Origin of the sequence: Pseudomonas sp. (genome assembly GCF_002796985.1) — a bacterium.
Lineage (GTDB): Bacteria > Pseudomonadota > Gammaproteobacteria > Pseudomonadales > Pseudomonadaceae > Pseudomonas.
Window position 1 is genome coordinate 120,567 of record NZ_PEKX01000007.1, and the last position, 17,266, is coordinate 137,832.

At 63.5% G+C, this 17,266-nt stretch carries 22 protein-coding genes; 11 read left to right on the forward strand and 11 right to left on the reverse strand.

What is annotated here, in order from left to right; genetic code table 11:
* Positions 1-34 precede the first annotated feature (34 nt).
* Together CTR55_RS06065 and tldD are read left to right on the forward strand one after the other, a co-directional pair.
* The gene (locus tag CTR55_RS06065) at positions 35-883 is read left to right on the forward strand and encodes a carbon-nitrogen hydrolase family protein (protein ID WP_296285031.1); all 849 of its coding nucleotides are present in this window, start codon (positions 35-37) and stop codon (positions 881-883) included.
* Positions 884-885: 2 nt separating this feature from the next.
* Positions 886-2,328 (forward strand): metalloprotease TldD, encoded by a 1,443-nt coding sequence (gene tldD / locus CTR55_RS06070; RefSeq protein WP_296285033.1) that lies wholly within the window; start codon positions 886-888, stop codon positions 2,326-2,328.
* Between the two features lie 40 nt (positions 2,329-2,368).
* On the opposite strand, the gene yjgA is transcribed toward tldD, so the two are convergent.
* Positions 2,369-2,893 carry a ribosome biogenesis factor YjgA gene (gene yjgA / locus CTR55_RS06075; RefSeq protein WP_296285034.1) on the reverse strand — a complete coding sequence of 175 codons (525 nt, stop codon included), beginning with the start codon at positions 2,891-2,893 and terminating at the stop codon, positions 2,369-2,371.
* A 116-nt stretch (positions 2,894-3,009) separates the two neighbouring features.
* Here yjgA and pmbA point away from each other — a divergent pair, with 116 nt between their 5' ends.
* Complete coding sequence (pmbA, locus tag CTR55_RS06080; RefSeq protein WP_296285035.1) at positions 3,010-4,359, forward strand: metalloprotease PmbA; 1,350 nt, start codon at positions 3,010-3,012, stop codon at positions 4,357-4,359.
* Between the two features lie 173 nt (positions 4,360-4,532).
* On the opposite strand, the gene CTR55_RS06085 is transcribed toward pmbA, so the two are convergent.
* The 10 genes from CTR55_RS06085 to CTR55_RS06130 form a co-directional block, all read right to left on the reverse strand.
* The gene (locus CTR55_RS06085) at positions 4,533-4,805 is read right to left on the reverse strand and encodes an HPr family phosphocarrier protein (protein WP_296285036.1); all 273 of its coding nucleotides are present in this window, start codon (positions 4,803-4,805) and stop codon (positions 4,533-4,535) included.
* A 34-nt stretch (positions 4,806-4,839) separates the two neighbouring features.
* Positions 4,840-5,697 (reverse strand): RNase adapter RapZ, encoded by an 858-nt coding sequence (gene rapZ / locus CTR55_RS06090; protein WP_296285037.1) that lies wholly within the window; start codon positions 5,695-5,697, stop codon positions 4,840-4,842.
* Positions 5,698-5,699: 2 nt separating this feature from the next.
* Positions 5,700-6,167, reverse strand: coding sequence for a PTS IIA-like nitrogen regulatory protein PtsN (ptsN, locus tag CTR55_RS06095; protein ID WP_037009823.1), 468 nt, complete (start codon positions 6,165-6,167; stop codon positions 5,700-5,702).
* Between the two features lie 9 nt (positions 6,168-6,176).
* Entirely contained in the window at positions 6,177-6,485 is a 309-nt protein-coding gene (gene raiA / locus CTR55_RS06100) for a ribosome-associated translation inhibitor RaiA (RefSeq protein WP_017518151.1), read from the reverse strand.
* A gap of 78 nt (positions 6,486-6,563) precedes the next feature.
* Positions 6,564-8,066, reverse strand: coding sequence for an RNA polymerase factor sigma-54 (locus CTR55_RS06105; RefSeq protein ID WP_296285038.1), 1,503 nt, complete (start codon positions 8,064-8,066; stop codon positions 6,564-6,566).
* 254 nt (positions 8,067-8,320) lie between these two features.
* The gene (lptB, locus tag CTR55_RS06110; protein ID WP_296285039.1) at positions 8,321-9,046 is read right to left on the reverse strand and encodes an LPS export ABC transporter ATP-binding protein; all 726 of its coding nucleotides are present in this window, start codon (positions 9,044-9,046) and stop codon (positions 8,321-8,323) included.
* Positions 9,046-9,582 carry a lipopolysaccharide transport periplasmic protein LptA gene (lptA, locus tag CTR55_RS06115; protein WP_296285040.1) on the reverse strand — a complete coding sequence of 179 codons (537 nt, stop codon included), beginning with the start codon at positions 9,580-9,582 and terminating at the stop codon, positions 9,046-9,048. The genes lptB and lptA overlap by 1 nt, the downstream gene beginning before the upstream one ends.
* Positions 9,569-10,141 (reverse strand): LPS export ABC transporter periplasmic protein LptC, encoded by a 573-nt coding sequence (gene lptC, locus CTR55_RS06120; RefSeq protein ID WP_296285041.1) that lies wholly within the window; start codon positions 10,139-10,141, stop codon positions 9,569-9,571. The genes lptA and lptC overlap by 14 nt, the downstream gene beginning before the upstream one ends.
* An 8-nt stretch (positions 10,142-10,149) precedes the next feature.
* Positions 10,150-10,674 (reverse strand): HAD family hydrolase, encoded by a 525-nt coding sequence (locus tag CTR55_RS06125; RefSeq protein WP_296285042.1) that lies wholly within the window; start codon positions 10,672-10,674, stop codon positions 10,150-10,152.
* Positions 10,675-11,649 (reverse strand): KpsF/GutQ family sugar-phosphate isomerase, encoded by a 975-nt coding sequence (locus CTR55_RS06130; protein WP_296285043.1) that lies wholly within the window; start codon positions 11,647-11,649, stop codon positions 10,675-10,677.
* 238 nt (positions 11,650-11,887) lie between these two features.
* Here CTR55_RS06130 and CTR55_RS06135 point away from each other — a divergent pair, with 238 nt between their 5' ends.
* The 8 genes from CTR55_RS06135 (at position 11,888) to hisG (ending at position 17,219) form a co-directional block, all read left to right on the forward strand.
* Entirely contained in the window at positions 11,888-12,697 is an 810-nt protein-coding gene (locus CTR55_RS06135) for an ATP-binding cassette domain-containing protein (protein ID WP_017518144.1), read from the forward strand.
* On the forward strand, positions 12,697-13,494 hold the full coding sequence (gene mlaE / locus CTR55_RS06140) for a lipid asymmetry maintenance ABC transporter permease subunit MlaE (protein WP_296285044.1): 798 nt from the start codon (positions 12,697-12,699) through the stop codon (positions 13,492-13,494). The genes CTR55_RS06135 and mlaE overlap by 1 nt, the downstream gene beginning before the upstream one ends.
* Positions 13,494-13,967, forward strand: coding sequence for an outer membrane lipid asymmetry maintenance protein MlaD (gene mlaD / locus CTR55_RS06145; RefSeq protein ID WP_296285045.1), 474 nt, complete (start codon positions 13,494-13,496; stop codon positions 13,965-13,967). The genes mlaE and mlaD overlap by 1 nt, the downstream gene beginning before the upstream one ends.
* 11 nt (positions 13,968-13,978) lie before the next feature.
* Positions 13,979-14,626, forward strand: a complete 648-nt coding sequence (locus tag CTR55_RS06150; protein WP_296285046.1) for an ABC transporter substrate-binding protein — start codon at positions 13,979-13,981, stop codon at positions 14,624-14,626.
* Complete coding sequence (locus CTR55_RS06155) at positions 14,623-14,931, forward strand: STAS domain-containing protein (protein WP_296285047.1); 309 nt, start codon at positions 14,623-14,625, stop codon at positions 14,929-14,931. The genes CTR55_RS06150 and CTR55_RS06155 overlap by 4 nt, the downstream gene beginning before the upstream one ends.
* Positions 14,932-15,041: 110 nt before the next feature.
* Positions 15,042-15,281 (forward strand): BolA family protein, encoded by a 240-nt coding sequence (locus CTR55_RS06160; protein ID WP_017518139.1) that lies wholly within the window; start codon positions 15,042-15,044, stop codon positions 15,279-15,281.
* 19 nt (positions 15,282-15,300) lie between these two features.
* A complete protein-coding gene (gene murA / locus CTR55_RS06165; RefSeq protein WP_296285048.1) occupies positions 15,301-16,569 on the forward strand; it encodes a UDP-N-acetylglucosamine 1-carboxyvinyltransferase in 1,269 nt (422 codons plus the stop codon).
* 14 nt (positions 16,570-16,583) lie between these two features.
* The gene (gene hisG, locus CTR55_RS06170) at positions 16,584-17,219 is read left to right on the forward strand and encodes an ATP phosphoribosyltransferase (protein WP_296285049.1); all 636 of its coding nucleotides are present in this window, start codon (positions 16,584-16,586) and stop codon (positions 17,217-17,219) included.
* Positions 17,220-17,266 lie beyond the last annotated feature (47 nt).

Genomic DNA, 17,266 nt, shown 5'->3' on the forward strand with positions numbered 1-17,266 from the left:
TTAGCATGAAACCCAGGCATTACCGGAGCTAACCATGTCTCTTGCCGTCATCCAGATGGTCAGCCAGGACGATGTCCTGGCCAATCTCGCCGCCGCCCGTCGCCTGCTCGAACAGGCTGCCGAGGGTGGCGCGCGCCTCGCCGTGTTGCCGGAGAACTTCGCCGCCATGGGCCGTCGCGACCTCGCCCAGATCGGCCGCGCCGAAGCGCTGGGCGAAGGCCCGATCGTGCCCTGGTTGAAAAGTACCGCCCGTGACCTCAGGTTGTGGATAGTCGCCGGCACCCTGCCTCTGCCGCCGGTCGATCAGCCGGACGCCAAGGCCAATGCCTGTTCCCTGCTGGTCGACGAGCACGGCGAAGTGGCGGCGCGTTACGACAAGCTGCACCTGTTCGACGTGGACGTCGCCGACGCCCGTGGCCGTTATCGCGAGTCGGATGACTACGCCTTCGGTCAGCGTGTAGTCGTAGCGGACACGCCGGTCGGCCGGCTCGGGCTGACGGTCTGCTACGACCTGCGCTTCCCCGAGCTCTACACCGCGCTGCGCGAAGCCGGCGCGGAACTGATCAGTGCACCGGCGGCCTTCACCGCAGTGACCGGCGCGGCGCATTGGGAAATCCTCATTCGCGCCCGTGCCATCGAGACCCAGTGCTATCTGCTGGCGGCCGGGCAGGGCGGTACCCACCCCAAAGGGCGGGAAACCTGGGGCCAGTCGGCCATTGTCGACCCCTGGGGGCGTATCCTCGCCGAACAGGCCAAGGGCGAGGCCGTGTTGCTGGCCGAGCGCGACAGCGACGAACAGACGGCAATCCGGCAGCGCATGCCGATTGCCCGGCACAGAAGATTTTTCCCGCCGGTCGAGCCACGACCGGCGCGTACGGAGTGAATATGAGCGAACTGTTGTCATCCGTCAGCCAGCACCTGCTGGCGCCCGGCGGTCTGGATATCGACCTGCTGTCGCCGATCCTGCACGAGCTGAGCGGCCCGGGCATCGATGCCGCCGACCTGTACTTCCAGAGCCAGGTTTCCGAGTCCTGGATGCTCGAGGACGGCATCGTCAAGGAAGGCAGCTTCCATATGGACCAGGGCGTCGGCGTGCGCGCGCAGTCTGGCGAGAAGACCGGCTTTGCCTACAGCAACGCGATCAACCATGAGGCGCTGATCCAGGCCGCCCGCGCCGCTCGTTCGATCTCCCGCGCTGGGCAGTATGGAAAGGTGCAGGCCTTCAAGGCCGTGGTGCCGACGCGCCTGTATGCTGGCGAGAATCCGCTGGACGTGCTGAGCCGCGCCGAGAAGGTGGAGCTGCTGCAGAAGATTGACATCGCCACCCGCGCGCTCGATCCGCGTATCCAGCAGGTCACGGTCAGCCTCGCGGGCGTCTGGGATCAGGTGCTGATTGCTGCTGCAGACGGCTCACTGGCCGCGGATATCCGCCCGCTGGTGCGCTTCAACGTCAGCGTCATCGTCGAGCAGAATGGTCGCCGCGAGCGTGGTGGTCACGGTGGTGGCGGTCGTACTGATTACAAGTATTTCCTGCAGGAAGACCGCGCCATGAGCTATGCCCGCGAGGCGCTGCGCCAGGCCCTGGTCAACCTCGAAGCCGTTCCTGCACCAGCCGGCAGTCTGCCGGTGGTGATGGGCGCCGGCTGGTCCGGCGTGCTGCTGCACGAAGCCGTGGGTCACGGCCTGGAGGGTGACTTCAACCGCAAGGGCAGCTCGAACTACAGCGGCCGCATCGGCGAGAAGGTCGCGTCCAGCCTGTGCACCATTGTCGACGACGGCACCATTGCCGGCCGTCGCGGTTCACTGTCGGTGGACGACGAAGGCACGCCGACGAACTGCAACGTGCTGATCGAAAACGGCATCCTCAAGGGCTACATGCAGGACAAGCTCAACGCCCGGCTGATGGGCGTGGCGCGCACTGGCAACGGCCGCCGCGAGTCCTATGCGCACCTGCCGATGCCGCGCATGACCAACACCTACATGCTGGCCGGGCAGAGCGATCCGGAAGAAATCATCGCCAGCGTCGAGCGCGGCATCTACTGCGCGAACCTCGGTGGCGGCCAGGTGGACATCACCAGCGGCAAGTTCGTCTTCGCCACCAGCGAGGCCTACCTGATCGAGAACGGCAAGATCACCCGCCCAGTGAAGGGTGCGACCCTGATCGGCAACGGTCCGGAAGTGATGAGCCGGGTGTCCATGGTCGGCAACGACCTGGCGCTGGACAGCGGCGTGGGCACCTGTGGCAAGGACGGCCAGTCCGTGCCGGTCGGTGTCGGTCAGCCGACGTTGAAGATCGACGCGATCACCGTTGGCGGCACGGGCGCCTGAGGTCGTTGTCCGTGAGGCTGGAAGGCCGGGGCGCGGCTGCTCAGCGCAGGCCGCGCTTGAGTTCGTCCAGCTCGCGGATGTACTTGAAGATCTTCCGCGCGGCGGCCGGAGGCTTGTTGTGAGCGGCCTCGTGCTGGGCGTGGCGGATCAGTTGCAGCAGGTGCTGGCGGTCGCTCTCCGGGTATTCGCCGAAGAACGCCGAGAGGGCCTCGTCGCCGCCGGTGATCAGGTGATCGCGCCAGCGCTCCAGAGCGTGGAAGCGTTCGTTGTACTGGCGGGTCGAGGTGTCTACCTGATCGAGCAGTGCGACGATGGCCTCGATGTCCTGGTCGCGCATCAGCTTGCCGATGAACTGCCGGTGGCGCTTCTTGGCGGCGTTGGCCTTGTGCTTGGGTGCTTCGTCCAGTGCGCGGCGCAGCGGATCGGTGAGCGGCATGCGGTCGAGCATGTCGGCCTTGAGCGTGGTCAGGCGCTCGCCGAGTTCCTGCAGCGCGTGCATTTCGCGTTTTACTTGCGTCTTGCTCTTCTCATCGAAGAGCGAGTCGTCATCGTGAATTTCAGCCATGGCGGGGGTCTCGTAGAAAACGCCGCCATGATAACGAGTCAGGGGCCGCTTGTCCGGCCCGCGCCGGTCGCCGCCGTCTGAAGGTAGGGCCGGCCCATGAACAGGAGAGGCATGCAATGAGCGAACACAACCCGGCGGTGAGCCCGGAGGTCCTCCCCGAACTGCGCGAGCAGGTCGAGCGGATCATTGCCGAGGCTACCCGACAAGGCGCCAGCGCCTGCGAGGTGGCGGTGTCGGTGGAGCAGGGGCTGTCGACCTCGGTGCGCCAGGGTGAAGTCGAGACCGTCGAGTTCAACCGCGACCAGGGCTTCGGCATCACCCTCTACGTCGGCCAGCGCAAGGGCTCGGCGAGCACTTCGGCAACTGGCGCGGACGCCATCCGCGAAACCGTGGCGGCGGCACTGGCCATTGCCAAGCACGCCTCCGAAGACGATTGCGCCGGGCTGGCCGATCCAGCACTGATGGCCCGCGATCTGCCGGACCTGGACCTGTACCACGGCTGGTCGATCACCCCCGACCAGGCCATCGAGCGCGCGCTGACCTGCGAGGCTGCCGCATTCGCCACCGACCCGCGCGTCACCAAGGCCGATGGCACCACGCTCAATACTCATCAGGGCTGCCGCGTCTACGGCAACAGCCACGGTTTCGTCGGCGGCTACGCCAGCACTCGGCACAGCCTGAGCTGTGTGATGATCGCCGAGGGTGAAGGGCAGATGCAGCGCGACTACTGGTACGACGTGAACCGTCGCGGCGAGCTGCTGGCCAGTCCCGAATCCATCGGCCGTCGCGCTGCCGAACGCGCCGCCAGCCGCCTGGGTGCCCGCCCGGTGCCAACCGCCGAAGTGCCGGTGCTGTTCGCTCCGGAAGTCGCGGTCGGCCTGTTCGGTCACTTCCTCGGTGCGATTTCCGGTGGCAGCCTGTACCGCAAGTCGTCCTTCCTCGAAGGCGCGCTGGGCCAGCGGCTGTTCCCGGAATGGTTGACCCTGGACGAGCGCCCGCTTCTGCGCGGCGCACTAGGCAGCGCGTCGTTCGACAATGACGGTCTGGCCACTTATGCCAAGCCCTTCGTCGAGGGCGGTGAACTGGTTTCCTACGTGCTCGGCACCTACTCCGGGCGCAAGCTGGGCATGCCCAGCACGGCCAACTCCGGCGGTGTACACAACCTGTTCGTCAGCCATGGCGATGAAGACCAGGCTGCTCTGATCCGCCGCATGGGCCGTGGCCTGTTGGTCACCGAACTGATGGGGCAGGGCGTCAACCTGGTGACCGGTGACTACTCTCGTGGCGCCGGCGGTTACTGGGTGGAGAACGGTGAGATCCAGTTCCCGGTGCAGGAAGTTACCATCGCCGCCAACCTGCGCGACCTGTTCCGCAACATCGTCGCCATCGGCAACGATGTGGAGTACCGCGGCAACCTGCATACCGGCTCCGTGCTCATCGAAAAGATGATGGTCGCCGGCAACTGATCCTCCCGCCGCGGCTCCCGCTGGCCGCGGCTTCCAGCCCCTGCTCGTGCGACTTCTTCTGGCTGGCGCGCTGTTGGCCGCAGCGTCCGGTGCGGCGCAGGCCTGCGAGGAGGATTCTCGGTTTCTGTCTGATGATGGTGCAGGATACGTCGCTGGGCAGAGGGCCCGGCGCGTTACTCGCCTTCGTCGAAGTAGTTGTTGATCAGCTCGACGAGCGCCTTGATCGCTTCGTCTTCCTGCTCGCCTTCGGCAGCGAGGTGCAGTTGGGTGCCCTTGCCGGCCGCGAGCATCATCACGGCCATGATGCTCTTGCCGTCCACTGTACTCTCCGGGTTGCGACCCACGCGAACCTGGCAGGGGAAACGTCCCGCGACGCCGACGAATTTGGCTGCCGCGCGGGCGTGCAGGCCAAGCTTGTTGATGATGGTGACTTCGAGGGCGGGCATCGCGAGGGGCTGTCCTTTTGTTGTCTGTCGCTGCTTAGCTCAGGTCGCGGTGGCGAATCTGTACGTTGGTGAGGCTTTCCTTGAGGGCCTGGCCGATCCGCTCGGCCAGGTAGGTCGAGCGGTGCTGGCCTCCGGTGCAGCCGATGGCGATGGTCACGTAGGCCCGGTTGCTCGCGGCGAAGCGCGGCAGCCATTTGTTCAGGTAGCCGAGGATGTCTAAGTACATCTCTTCGACATCGGGTTGTGCCGCCAGATATTCCTGAACGTTCGCGTCGAGCCCGGTGTGCTCGCGCAACTCGGGTTTCCAGTAGGGGTTGGGCAGGCAGCGCACGTCGAACACCAGGTCGGCGTCCACCGGCATGCCACGCTTGAAGCCGAAGGATTCGACCAGGAAGGCGGTGCCCAGTTCGGGCTTGTTCAGCAAGCGCAGCTTGAGTACGTCGCGCAGCTGGTACAGGTTCAGGTTGGTGGTGTTGAGTTTGAGATCGGCCAGGTCGGCGATCGGCGCCAGCAGATTCGATTCGTCGCCGATGGCCTCGGCCAGGGAGCGGCTGTCGGTGGTCAGCGGGTGGCGCCGACGGGTCTCGGAGAAGCGCTTGAGCAGCGTTTCATCATCGGCATCGAGGTACAGCACGTCGCACTGGATGTGCTTGTCGCGAGCCTCCTGCAGCAGCTCCGGGAAGCGTTGTAGCTGGCTGGGCAGGTTGCGCGCGTCGATGGATACGGCAACCTGCGGGTGCAGCAGCTCGGTGTGCAGCAGTGCGCGCTGTGCCAGGTCCGGCAGGAGGCTGGCCGGCAGGTTGTCGATGCAGTAGAAGCCGTTGTCCTCGAGCACATTGAGCGCGGTGCTCTTGCCCGAGCCAGATCTCCCGCTGATGATGATCAGGCGCATGATCAGTGCCCGTTGTTCTGGAAGTCCACGACGATCCGGTACAGGTCCTCGCCGTTGGCGGCGTGACGCAGGCGGTCGCGGACGTCGGAGCGGTCGAGCATGGAGGCGATCTGCCGCAGCAGTTCCAGGTGCTCTTCGGTGGCGGCTTCTGGCACCAGCAGCACGAACACCAGGTCCACCGGTGCGCCGTCAAGGGCGTCGAAGTCTACCGGGTGGTCAAGGTGCAGGATGGCGCTGATGGGCGACTGGCAGCCGGGGAGGCGGCAGTGCGGAATGGCGATGCCATTGCCAAAACCGGTGGAACCCAGGCGCTCCCGGGCCACCAGGCTGTCAAAGATGTCTTGGGAATCGAAACCCGGCAGCTCGCGAGCCACCAGGTTGGCGATTTGTTCGAGGACACGTTTTTTGCTGCCGCCCGGCACGTTCACGAGGGAACGGCCGGGGGTCAGGATTTGCTCAAGTCGGATCATAGAGAGGGGTTAACGGACGCCAACACCTTGCTGGCGTTCGAGGTATTTTTCCTTGTGCTTGATCAGTTGGCGGTCGAGCTTGTCGGTGAGCAGGTCGATGGCTGCGTACATGTCTTCATGTTCCGCGCAGGCCACCACTTCGCCACCGGCGATGTGGAGGGTGGCTTCAATTTTCTGCTTCAGCTTCTCGACCTCCATGATGACCTGAACATTGGTGATCTTGTCGAAGTGGCGCTCCAGTCGGCCAAGTTTCTCGCCGACATAGTCGCGCAGGGCGTCGGTCACATCCAGTTGATGTCCACTGATGTTGACTTGCATACCGCTTTCTCCTTGTTGCCCGTGTGTAAGAGGCAGGTTATGAGGCCTGCCGCCGGAACACCTTGGCGTGGATCAACGTCACACCAGTCGCTTGCGCTCGCTCGAGGGGGAGATTCCTAGGGACTCCCGGTACTTGGCGACGGTACGACGTGCCACTTGAATGCCCTGTGCCTCCAGTAAACCAGCGATCTTGCTGTCACTCAATGGCTTTTTCGGACTTTCCGCCGCGACCAGTTTCTTGATGATGGCGCGGATCGCGGTGGACGAGCACTCGCCGCCCTCGGAGGTGCTGACGTGGCTGGAGAAGAAGTACTTCAGCTCGAAGATGCCACGGGGCGTGTGCATGAATTTCTGCGTGGTGACGCGGGAGATGGTCGACTCGTGCATGCCCACCGCCTCGGCGATGTCGTGCAGGACCAGCGGCTTCATCGCCTCCTCGCCATACTCGAGGAAGCCGCGCTGGTGCTCGACGATCTGCGTTGCCACCTTCATCAGTGTCTCGTTGCGGCTCTGCAGGCTCTTGATGAACCAGCGTGCTTCCTGCAACTGATTGCGCATGAAGGTGTTGTCGGCGCTGGAGTCGGCGCGGCGTACCAGGCCTGCGTATTGCGAGTTCACGCGCAGGCGCGGCATCGCTTCCTGGTTCAGTTCCACCAGCCAGCGCTCGTTGTGTTTGCGCACGATGACATCCGGCACCACGTATTCGGCTTCGCCGGACTCGATCTGTGAGCCTGGGCGCGGGTGCAGCGACTGGATCAGCTCGATGGTCTCGCGCAGCTCGTCTTCCTTGAGCTTCATGCGCCGCATCAGTTGGCTGTAGTCGCGGCTGCCGAGCAGGTCGAGGTGGTCGCTGACCAGGCGAACGGCCTCGGCCAGCAGAGCGGTCTTGGTCGGCAGCTGGCGCAGTTGCAGAAGCAGGCATTCGCGCAGGTTGCGCGCGCCGACGCCGGCGGGTTCAAGCTGCTGCACACGGCGCAGGACGACTTCCACCTCGTCCATCTCTACGCCCAGTTCGGGGTCGATGGAGGCGAGGATGTCGTCGAGGGACTCGTCGAGGTAACCGTCATCCGTGATGCCGTCGATGATGCTCAGGGCGATCAGGCGGTCGGTATCGGACATCGGTAGGAGGTTGAGCTGCCACAGCAGATGGCTCTGCAGGCTTTCACCGGCGGAGGTGCGGGAGGTGAAGTCCCATTCGTCGTCATCGTTGCTGGGCAGGCTGCTGGCGCTGGTCTGGTAGATATCTTCCCAGGCGGTGTCGACCGGCAGCTCGTTGGGAATGCGCTCGGCCCACTGGTCCTCGTCGAGGCTGTCGACGTTGGGCGTGGTGCTTTCCTGGAAGTTGTCCTGAGAGTTGCTGCTGGTACCGTTGGCACCCGACTCGGCACCGTCGGCCATGGGATCGCTGTTGTCGTAATCCTCGCCTTCTTCCTGGCGCTCCAGCATCGGGTTGGACTCCAGGGCTTCCTGGATTTCCTGTTGGAGGTCCAGCGTGGAGAGCTGGAGCAGTCGGATGGCCTGTTGCAGCTGCGGGGTCATCGTCAGCTGCTGGCCCATCTTGAGGACTAGCGATGGTTTCATGGCTGGAACTAGGCACCTTGTTCGCTGGCGCGAAGCGCGCCATATCCACGACTACGGACGCCGGGGCGCCGCGAGGAAGCAAATTATATGCCTGAGTTTGGACGCTTTGCCTAGGGCCTGTCGACCTTTCGTTACAACCCGGTTGCGCCGGGTTTGGCCAGGCAGCCAAATACGCCGCGAAGCAGCCGATGAGCCGCACCACGCTTGGGGGAGAGTTGGAGCTGCCGCGCCCAGGTCCAGCGCGGCGCGGGGCCTTACAGGCGGAATTCGTGGCCCAGGTAGACTTCCTTCACCAGGTCGTTGGCGAGGATGCTTTCGGCACTGCCTTCGGCGATCAGTTGACCGTCGTTGACGATGTACGCCGTTTCGCAGATATCCAGCGTCTCGCGGACGTTGTGGTCGGTGATCAGCACACCGATACCCTTGGCCTTGAGGTGATGGATGATCTGCTTGATGTCGCCCACGGAGATCGGGTCGACACCGGCGAAGGGTTCGTCCAGCAGGATGAATTTCGGCGAACTGGCGAGGGCGCGGGCGATTTCCACGCGGCGGCGTTCACCACCGGACAGGCTCATACCGAGGTTGTCGCGGATGTGGTGAATGTGGAACTCCTCCAGCAGCCCCTCCAGCGCTTCCTGGCGACCAGCACGATCCAGGTCGGTACGGGTTTCGAGGATGGCGCCGATGTTGTCTGCCACCGACAGCTTGCGGAAGATCGAGGCTTCCTGCGGCAGGTAGCCGATGCCGGCGCGGGCGCGGCCGTGCATAGGCAGGTGGGTGACGTCCTTATCGTCGATGCGCACGACGCCCTGATCGGCGCGAACCAGGCCGACAATCATATAGAAGCAGGTGGTCTTGCCCGCTCCGTTGGGGCCGAGCAAGCCGACGATCTGCCCGCTTTCGATGCTCATGCTGACGTCGCGGACGACTTGCCGGCTCTTGTAGCTCTTGGCGAGGTGCTGGGCGGTTAGCGTAGCCATTACTGCGCTTGATCCTGCTTTTTCTTGGGCTGGATGACCATGTCGATGCGCGGGCGTGGCGTAGTCACCTGGGAACCGGTGGCGCGGCCCGCGTTGACGATCTGGCGCTGGGTGTCATAGACGATCTTCTCGCCTTCGAAGGTGTTGCCTTCCTGGATCACCTTGGCCTGGTCGATCAGCACGACGCGGTTCTGGGCGACGAAGTACTGGATGGTCAGACCGTAGGCCTGGGTGATCTGCTTGTCCGGCGCCGGCTTCTGCTCGAAGTACGCGGGCTTGCCTACAGAGGTGACGACTTCGATGTCACCATTCTTGTTCTGCTTGAGCGTGACGGTATTGCCGGTCAGCTTCATGCTGCCCTGGGTCACCACCACGTCACCGCGATAGACGGCTACGCCCTGCTTGTCATCCAGTTCGGCGCTATCGGCCTGGACACGAATCGGCTGCTCCCGGTCGGTGGGGAGAGCCCAGGCGGCAGAGCTGCCAATAGCGGCGGCGAGGCTGAAAAGAAGGGGGAGGGTGTTAACGAGCCTCATGCTGACCTCTTACGTTGGACAGCAGGAGCATCCGGCTGTCTTTCAGATACGCTTTCATGCCAACTGCAGTGGTGACACCGTTGGGTTCGGTGATCTTCACGGGCTGGTCAGTCTGCGCATAGTCCTTGTCTGGGAACACCGTCATGCGCGAGGTGTTGAGGAGGAGCGTGCGCTGCTGCGCATCGGTACGTGCAACGCGCACGTCGTCGATCAGCTCGACCTGCTTGCCTTCGGGGGCCACTTCGGCGCGAACACTCTGGACATGCCACGGCTGCGGCTCATTCTCCCGATGGAAGTAGAGGTCCGGCGTGGTGACCAGGGTCACGTCGGTTGCTTTCAGGTGTTCGAGTTTGTCGGCGGTCATCTCGTAGGCGAGGGAACCGTCGAGGCGGTATTGCACGCTCTTGGCGTTCACCACATAGAAATCGATCGCATCGCTGGTCTGCGACTTGAGTTGCCGCTCGTTGAAGTCCAGGCGCACGTTCCAGTAATAGCCGAGGGCGATCAGCAGGATGGCGATCAGGGCGAGCAACAGCTTCTGTTGGAATGTCTTGGGCATGTTCGGCTCTAGAGATACGCGTTCTGAGCAGCTTCGAGGCTGCCCTGGGCGCGCAGGATCAGTTCGCAGAACTCGCGCGCGGCGCCTTCGCCGCCTCGCGCCTGGGTAACGCCGTCGGCGTGCTGGCGAACGAAGGCATCGGCATTGGCCACGGCCATTCCCAGTCCGGCGCGACGGATGGCCGGGAGGTCGGGCAGGTCGTCACCCAGGTAGGCAACTTCTTCATAGCCTAGACCCAGTTCGGCGAGCAACTCGTCCAGGGCGACCAGCTTGTCCTCGCGGCCCTGGAACAGGTGGTTGATGCCCAGGTTCTTCGCTCGGCGCTCGACCACTGGGCTCGAGCGGCCGGTGATGATCGCGGTGCGCACGCCGGAGGCCATGAGCATCTTGATGCCTTGGCCATCCAGGGTGCTGAAAGTCTTGAACTCGCCGCCGTCGGGCAGGAAGTAGAGCTTGCCATCGGTGAGCACGCCGTCGACGTCGAACACCGCCAGGCGGACCGCTTTCGCGCGTTGCAGCAGGTCGGCAGTCATTCAGATGACTCCCGCACGGGTCAGGTCGTGAACGTGCAGCACGCCGACCGGGTGGTCCTTGTCGTCAATTACGACCAGCACGTTGATCTTGTGGTCGTCCATGATCTTCAGCGCCTCGGCGGCGAGCATGTCCGGGCGGGCGGTCTTGCCGTGCACGGTCATGACCTGGTCGATGGTCACCTGGCGCACGTCCAGGCCCTTGTCCAGGGTGCGACGCAGGTCGCCGTCGGTGAAGACCCCGGCCAGGCGGCCGTCTTCGCCGAGGATGATGGTCATGCCGAGGCCCTTGCGGGTCATTTCCAGCAGGGCGCCGCTGAGCGAAGTGCCGGGAGAAACCTGCGGCAATGCTTCACCCACGTGCATGATGTTTTCCACTTTCAGCAACAATCGACGACCCAGTGCGCCGCCCGGATGCGAGAAAGCGAAGTCTTCGGCGGTAAAACCGCGGGCTTCCAGCAGCGCGATGGCGAGCGCGTCGCCGATCACCAGGGAAACCGTGGTGGAGGAGGTCGGCGCCAGATTCAGCGAGCACGCTTCGTGCTCGACACTGGCATCCAGATTGACTGCGGCGGCCTTGGCCAGCGGCGATTCGGCGTTGCCGGTCATGCTGATCAGGGTAATGCCCAGGCGCTTGATCAGCGGCAGCAGGGTGATGATTTCCGCGGTGGAGCCGGAGTTGGACAGGGCCAGGACAACGTCGTCCTTGGTGATCATGCCCATGTCGCCGTGGCTGGCTTCGGCCGGGTGGACGAAGAAGGACGGCGTTCCAGTGCTGGCGAGGGTGGCAGCGATCTTGCGGGCGATGTGCCCGGACTTGCCCATGCCGACCACGACCACGCGGCCCTTGCAGTCGAGGAGCAGCTCGCAGGCCAGGGAGAAATCGGCGCCAATACGCGGCAGCAGGGCATCCACCGAGTCACGCTCGAGGCGAATGGTGCGTTGTGCCGACTGGATGAAATCGTGATTCTGGCTCATGTTCGAAAGGCGCGGGGCAAAATGAAGTGCGAGATTATAACGGGAAAGCGGCAAAGGCTTCATCAATGGCATCTCAATGTTGAACGCATTTTGCTGAACTGGTCCTTAACGACGGCTTAGCAGCCCTTGGGGCGCGGCTTCGCGGGGTGTTATAGTTCGCGGCCGTTCGGGCTGCCGCGCCGTGTTTCTGCCGTGTGACAGACGGGGCAACGGACAGCGCCGTGATGAAAGGAGTTCTATGAGCACCAATGACCAATACGCGGTCGAGCTGAAGGGCCTGAGCTTCAAGCGCGGCACGCGGAAGATTTTCGATAACGTGGACATCCGCATTCCACGCGGCAAGGTCACCGGGATCATGGGACCGTCGGGTTGTGGCAAGACCACCCTGTTGCGACTGATCGCCGCCCAGCTGCGCCCGGCGAGCGGCGAGGTGTGGGTCAACGGCCAGAACCTGCCGTCGCTGGGCCGTAGCGACCTGTTCGATATGCGCAAGCAGTTCGGCGTGCTGTTCCAGAGCGGCGCGCTGTTCACCGACCTCGATGTCTTCGAGAACGTTGCGTTTCCGCTGCGTGTGCATACCGAGTTGCCCGAGGAAATGATCCGCGACATCGTCCTGATGAAGCTCCAGGCCGTGGGCTTGCGCGGAGCGGTGGAACTGATGCCGGATGAGCTGTCCGGCGGTATGAAACGTCGTGTGGCGCTGGCCCGAGCTATTGCGCTGGACCCGCAGATCCTGATGTACGACGAGCCTTTCGTGGGCCAGGACCCGATCGCCATGGGCGTGCTGGTGCGCCTGATCCGCCTGCTCAACGACGCCCTCGGCATCACCAGTATCGTGGTTTCCCACGACTTGGCAGAGACCGCGAGCATCGCCGACTACATCTATATTGTTGGCGACGGCCGTGTACTTGGGCACGGAACGCCGGCTGATCTGCAGGGTCTTGATGATCCGCGCGTGCGTCAGTTCATGAAGGGCATCCCGGATGGTCCGGTGCCGTTCCATTATCCTGCTCGCGATTACCGCGCCGACCTGCTGGGAGAACGTTGATGCGCAAGACTTCACCGCTCGAGCGAGTTCGCCTGCTCGGGCGCGCGGGCCTCGATGTTCTCGAGGCGCTAGGCCGTTCGACGCTGTTCCTTGTCCATGCCATCTTCGGTCGTCGCGTTCACAGCGGCGCCTTCCAGTTGCTGGTCAAGCAGTTGTATTCGGTGGGCGTGTTGTCCCTGGCGATCATCGTCGTGTCCGGCCTGTTCATCGGCATGGTGCTGGCCCTGCAGGGCTATAACATCCTGGCGAGCTACGGCTCCGAGCAGGCGGTTGGCCAGATGGTCGCGCTGACGCTGTTGCGTGAGCTGGGGCCGGTGGTGACCGGCCTGTTGTTCGCGGGGCGTGCCGGCTCGGCGCTGACTGCCGAGATCGGCAACATGAAATCCACGGAGCAGTTGTCCAGCCTGGAGATGATCGGCGTCGACCCGCTCAAGTACATCATTGCGCCGCGACTGTGGGCGGGCTTCATTTCGATGCCGCTGCTGGCGGCGATCTTCAGTGTCGTCGGTATCTGGGGCGGAGCCCTGGTCGCCGTGGACTGGCTGGGTGTGTATGACGGTTCGTACTGGTCGAACATGCAGAACAGCGTGCAGTTCACCAAGGACATTCTCAATGGCGTGATCAAGAGCGTGGTGTTCGCCTTCGTCGTGACCTGGATCGCGGTGTACCAGGGCTATGACTGCGAACCCACCTCCGAGGGGATCAGCCGCGCCACCACCCGTACCGTTGTGTATGCCTCCCTGGCCGTGCTGGGGTTGGACTTCATCCTGACTGCCTTGATGTTTGGAGACTTCTGATGCAAACCCGCACCCTGGAAATCGGTGTAGGCCTGTTCATTCTGGCCGGCCTGCTGGCCCTGCTGCTGCTGGCCCTGCGTGTCAGTGGACTGACCATCGGCAATTCGGGCGATACCTATAAGCTGTACGCCTACTTCGACAACATTGCCGGCGTTACCGTGCGCGGCAAGGTCACCATGGCGGGCGTCACCATCGGCAAGGTCACTGCGGTGGACCTGGACCATGACAGCTATCGTGGTCGTGTGACCATGGAGGTCAATCGCCAGGTCAACAACCTGCCGGATGACTCTACGGCCTCCATCCTGACCGCCGGCCTGCTGGGCGAGAAGTACATCGGCATCAGCGTTGGTGGTGATGAAGAGCTACTGAAAGATGGCGATACCATCAAGGACACCCAGTCGGCACTTGTGCTGGAAGACCTGATCGGCAAGTTCCTGCTGAATTCGGTCAACAAAGACGACTCGAAGAAATGAGGACTCATTCCATGTTGAAAACCTTGCGCCGTGGCTTCCTGATCCTGCTTGCGATCCTGCCGCTGTTCGCCCAGGCCGAGCAGACCGCCCAGCAGGTCGTGCAACAGACCGTCGATGGCCTGCTGTCGGACCTGAAAACCAACAAGGCCAGCTACAAGGCCAATCCCCAGGCGTTCTACGACACCCTGAATCGCATCCTCGGCCCGGTGGTGGACTCCGAGGGCATTGCCCGTGGCGTCATGACCGTCAAGTATTCGCGCCAGGCGACGCCGGAGCAGATCAAGCGCTTCGAGGAAACCTTCAAGAACAGCCTGTTCCAGTTCTACGGCAATGCGCTGCTGGAGTACGACAACCAGGACATCCGCGTGCTGAATACTGGCAAGCAGGACCAGGATCGTGCTTCGGTGAACATGGAAGTCGTGGGTGGCAGCGGTGCGATTTATCCGGTGCAGTACACCATGGTCAACCAGGGCGGCGAGTGGCGCCTGCGTAACGTGATCATCAACGGCATCAACATTGGCAAGCTGTTCCGTGACCAGTTCGCCGATTCCATGCAGAAGAACCGTAACGACCTGGAGGCGACCATCGCCGGTTGGGGGCAGGTCGTCGCCAAAGCCAAGGACGCGGCCAAGGGCCAGTCGGAAGGCGGCGCAGAATGAGTCAGGGCAGTATCACGGAGCGTGCCGAGGGCGAACTGGCCCTGGCCGGCGTGCTGGACTACAGCACCGGGCCCGCGCTGCGTGAGCAGGGAGGACGTCTGATCGCCGCGAGCAAGGCGGGCGTGTTGTGCCTGGACTGCTCGGCGGTGGCGCACTCCAGCAGCGTCGGATTGTCGCTGCTGCTGTCGTTCACCCGTGATGCCCGCAAGGCCGGCAAAACCTTGCAGATCGTCGGCATGCCCAAGGACATGCAGGAAATCGCCAAGGTTGGCGAGCTCCTGGAGATTCTGCCGTTACAGCATTGAAACACTGAAAAAGCCCTCCGTCCGCGACTTCCCCAGCCGGGGTTCGCAGGTGGGGGGCTTTTTTGTATCATGGCCGACCCGCGCGCGTAGGGCGCCGAACGAGGTTGAGCATGCAGGCCGTAGAAGTCAAAAACTTCCTGGAATCGAAACTCCCAGGTACCCAGATTGAAGTGGAAGGCGAAGGCTGCAATTTTCAGCTGAACCTGATCAGCGACGAGCTCGCCGGCCTGAGCCCGGTCAAGCGCCAGCAGCAGATCTATGCCCACCTGAACGAGTGGATCGCCTCAGGCGCCATCCATGCCGTCACCATGAAATTCTTCAGCCGCGCCGCCTGGGCCGAGCGTTCCTGAGCCCACGGGGAAAATAGCAATGGATAAACTGATTATTACCGGCGGTACTCGTCTCGATGGCGAGATCCGCATCTCCGGCGCGAAGAACTCGGCGCTGCCGATCCTCGCCGCAACCCTGCTGGCGGACACTCCGGTGACCGTCTGCAACCTGCCGCACCTGCACGACATCACCACCATGATCGAACTGTTCGGTCGCATGGGCGTGCAGCCGGTCATCGACGAGAAGCTCAATGTCGAAGTCGACGCCAGCACCATCAAGACCCTGGTGGCGCCCTACGAGCTGGTGAAAACCATGCGTGCGTCGATCCTGGTGCTCGGCCCGATGGTTGCCCGCTTCGGTGAGGCCGAAGTCGCGCTGCCCGGCGGTTGTGCCATCGGTTCGCGTCCGGTGGACCTGCACATCCGCGGCCTCGAGGCCATGGGCGCGCAGATCACCGTCGAAGGCGGCTACATCAAGGCCAAGGCTCCGGCCGGCGGTCTGCGTGGCGCGCACTTCTTCTTCGATACCGTCAGCGTGACCGGTACCGAGAACATCATGATGGCCGCAGCCCTTGCCAATGGCCGCTCCGTGCTGGAAAACGCCGCGCGCGAGCCTGAGGTCGTCGACCTGGCCAACTTCATCAACGCCATGGGCGGTGATGTGCAGGGCGCGGGCACCGATACCATCGTGATCAACGGTGTAAAAAGTCTGGGTGGCGGCGCCAAGTACAGCGTCATGCCCGACCGCATCGAGACCGGCACCTACCTGGCCGCTGCTGCCGCTACCGGTGGCCGCGTCAAGCTCAAGGACACCGATCCGACCATCCTCGAGGCCGTGCTGGCCAAGCTGGTCGAAGCCGGCGCGCACATCACGACCGGCAGCAACTGGATCGAGCTGGACATGAAGGGCAACCGGCCGAAGGCGGTGAACCTCCGCACCGCGCCGTACCCGGCATTCCCCACCGACATGCAGGCGCAGTTCATCTCCCTGAACGCCATCGCCGAAGGTACCGGCGCGGTCATCGAGACCGTGTTCGAGAACCGCTTCATGCACGTCTACGAAATGAACCGCATGGGTGCGCAGATCCTGGTCGAAGGCAATACCGCCATCGTCACCGGCGTTCCGCAGCTCAAGGGTGCACCGGTCATGGCGACCGATCTGCGTGCCTCCGCCAGCCTGGTCATCGCTGCCCTGGTGGCAGAAGGCGACACCCTGATCGACCGCATCTACCACATCGATCGTGGCTATGAGTGCATCGAAGAGAAACTGCAATTGCTCGGGGCGAAGATTCGCCGCGTACCGGGCTAGGGCTGAGCCAGACCATGCTGACGATTGCCCTGTCCAAGGGCCGTATCCTCGACGACACCCTGCCGCTGCTTGCAGCGGCAGGTATCGTGCCGACCGAGAATCCGGACAAGAGCCGCAAACTGATCATCCCCACCACCCTCGATGACGTGCGCCTGCTGATCGTGCGCGCCACCGACGTTCCGACCTACGTCGAGCACGGCGCCGCCGACCTCGGCGTGGCGGGCAAGGACGTACTCATGGAGTACGGTGGCCAGGGCCTCTACGAGCCGCTGGACCTGAAGATCGCCAACTGCAAGCTGATGACCGCCGGTGCGGTCGGCGCGTCGGAGCCCAAGGGTCGCCTGCGCGTGGCGACCAAGTTCGTCAACGTCGCCAAGCGCTACTACGCCGAACAGGGCCGCCAGGTCGATGTGATCAAGCTGTACGGCTCCATGGAGCTGGCGCCGCTGGTCGGCCTCGCCGACAAGATCATCGACGTGGTCGATACCGGTAACACCTTGCGTGCAAATGGCCTGGAGCCTCAGGATCTGATCGCGCATATCAGCTCGCGCCTGGTCGTGAACAAAGCCTCGATGAAGATGCAGCACGCGCGCATCCAGGCGCTGATCGACACCCTGCGCGAAGCCGTCGACGCTCGACACCGTCACTGATAATCACTGCGGCCCTGGCCGCAGACGCCTATCCGTGTCATAGCCAA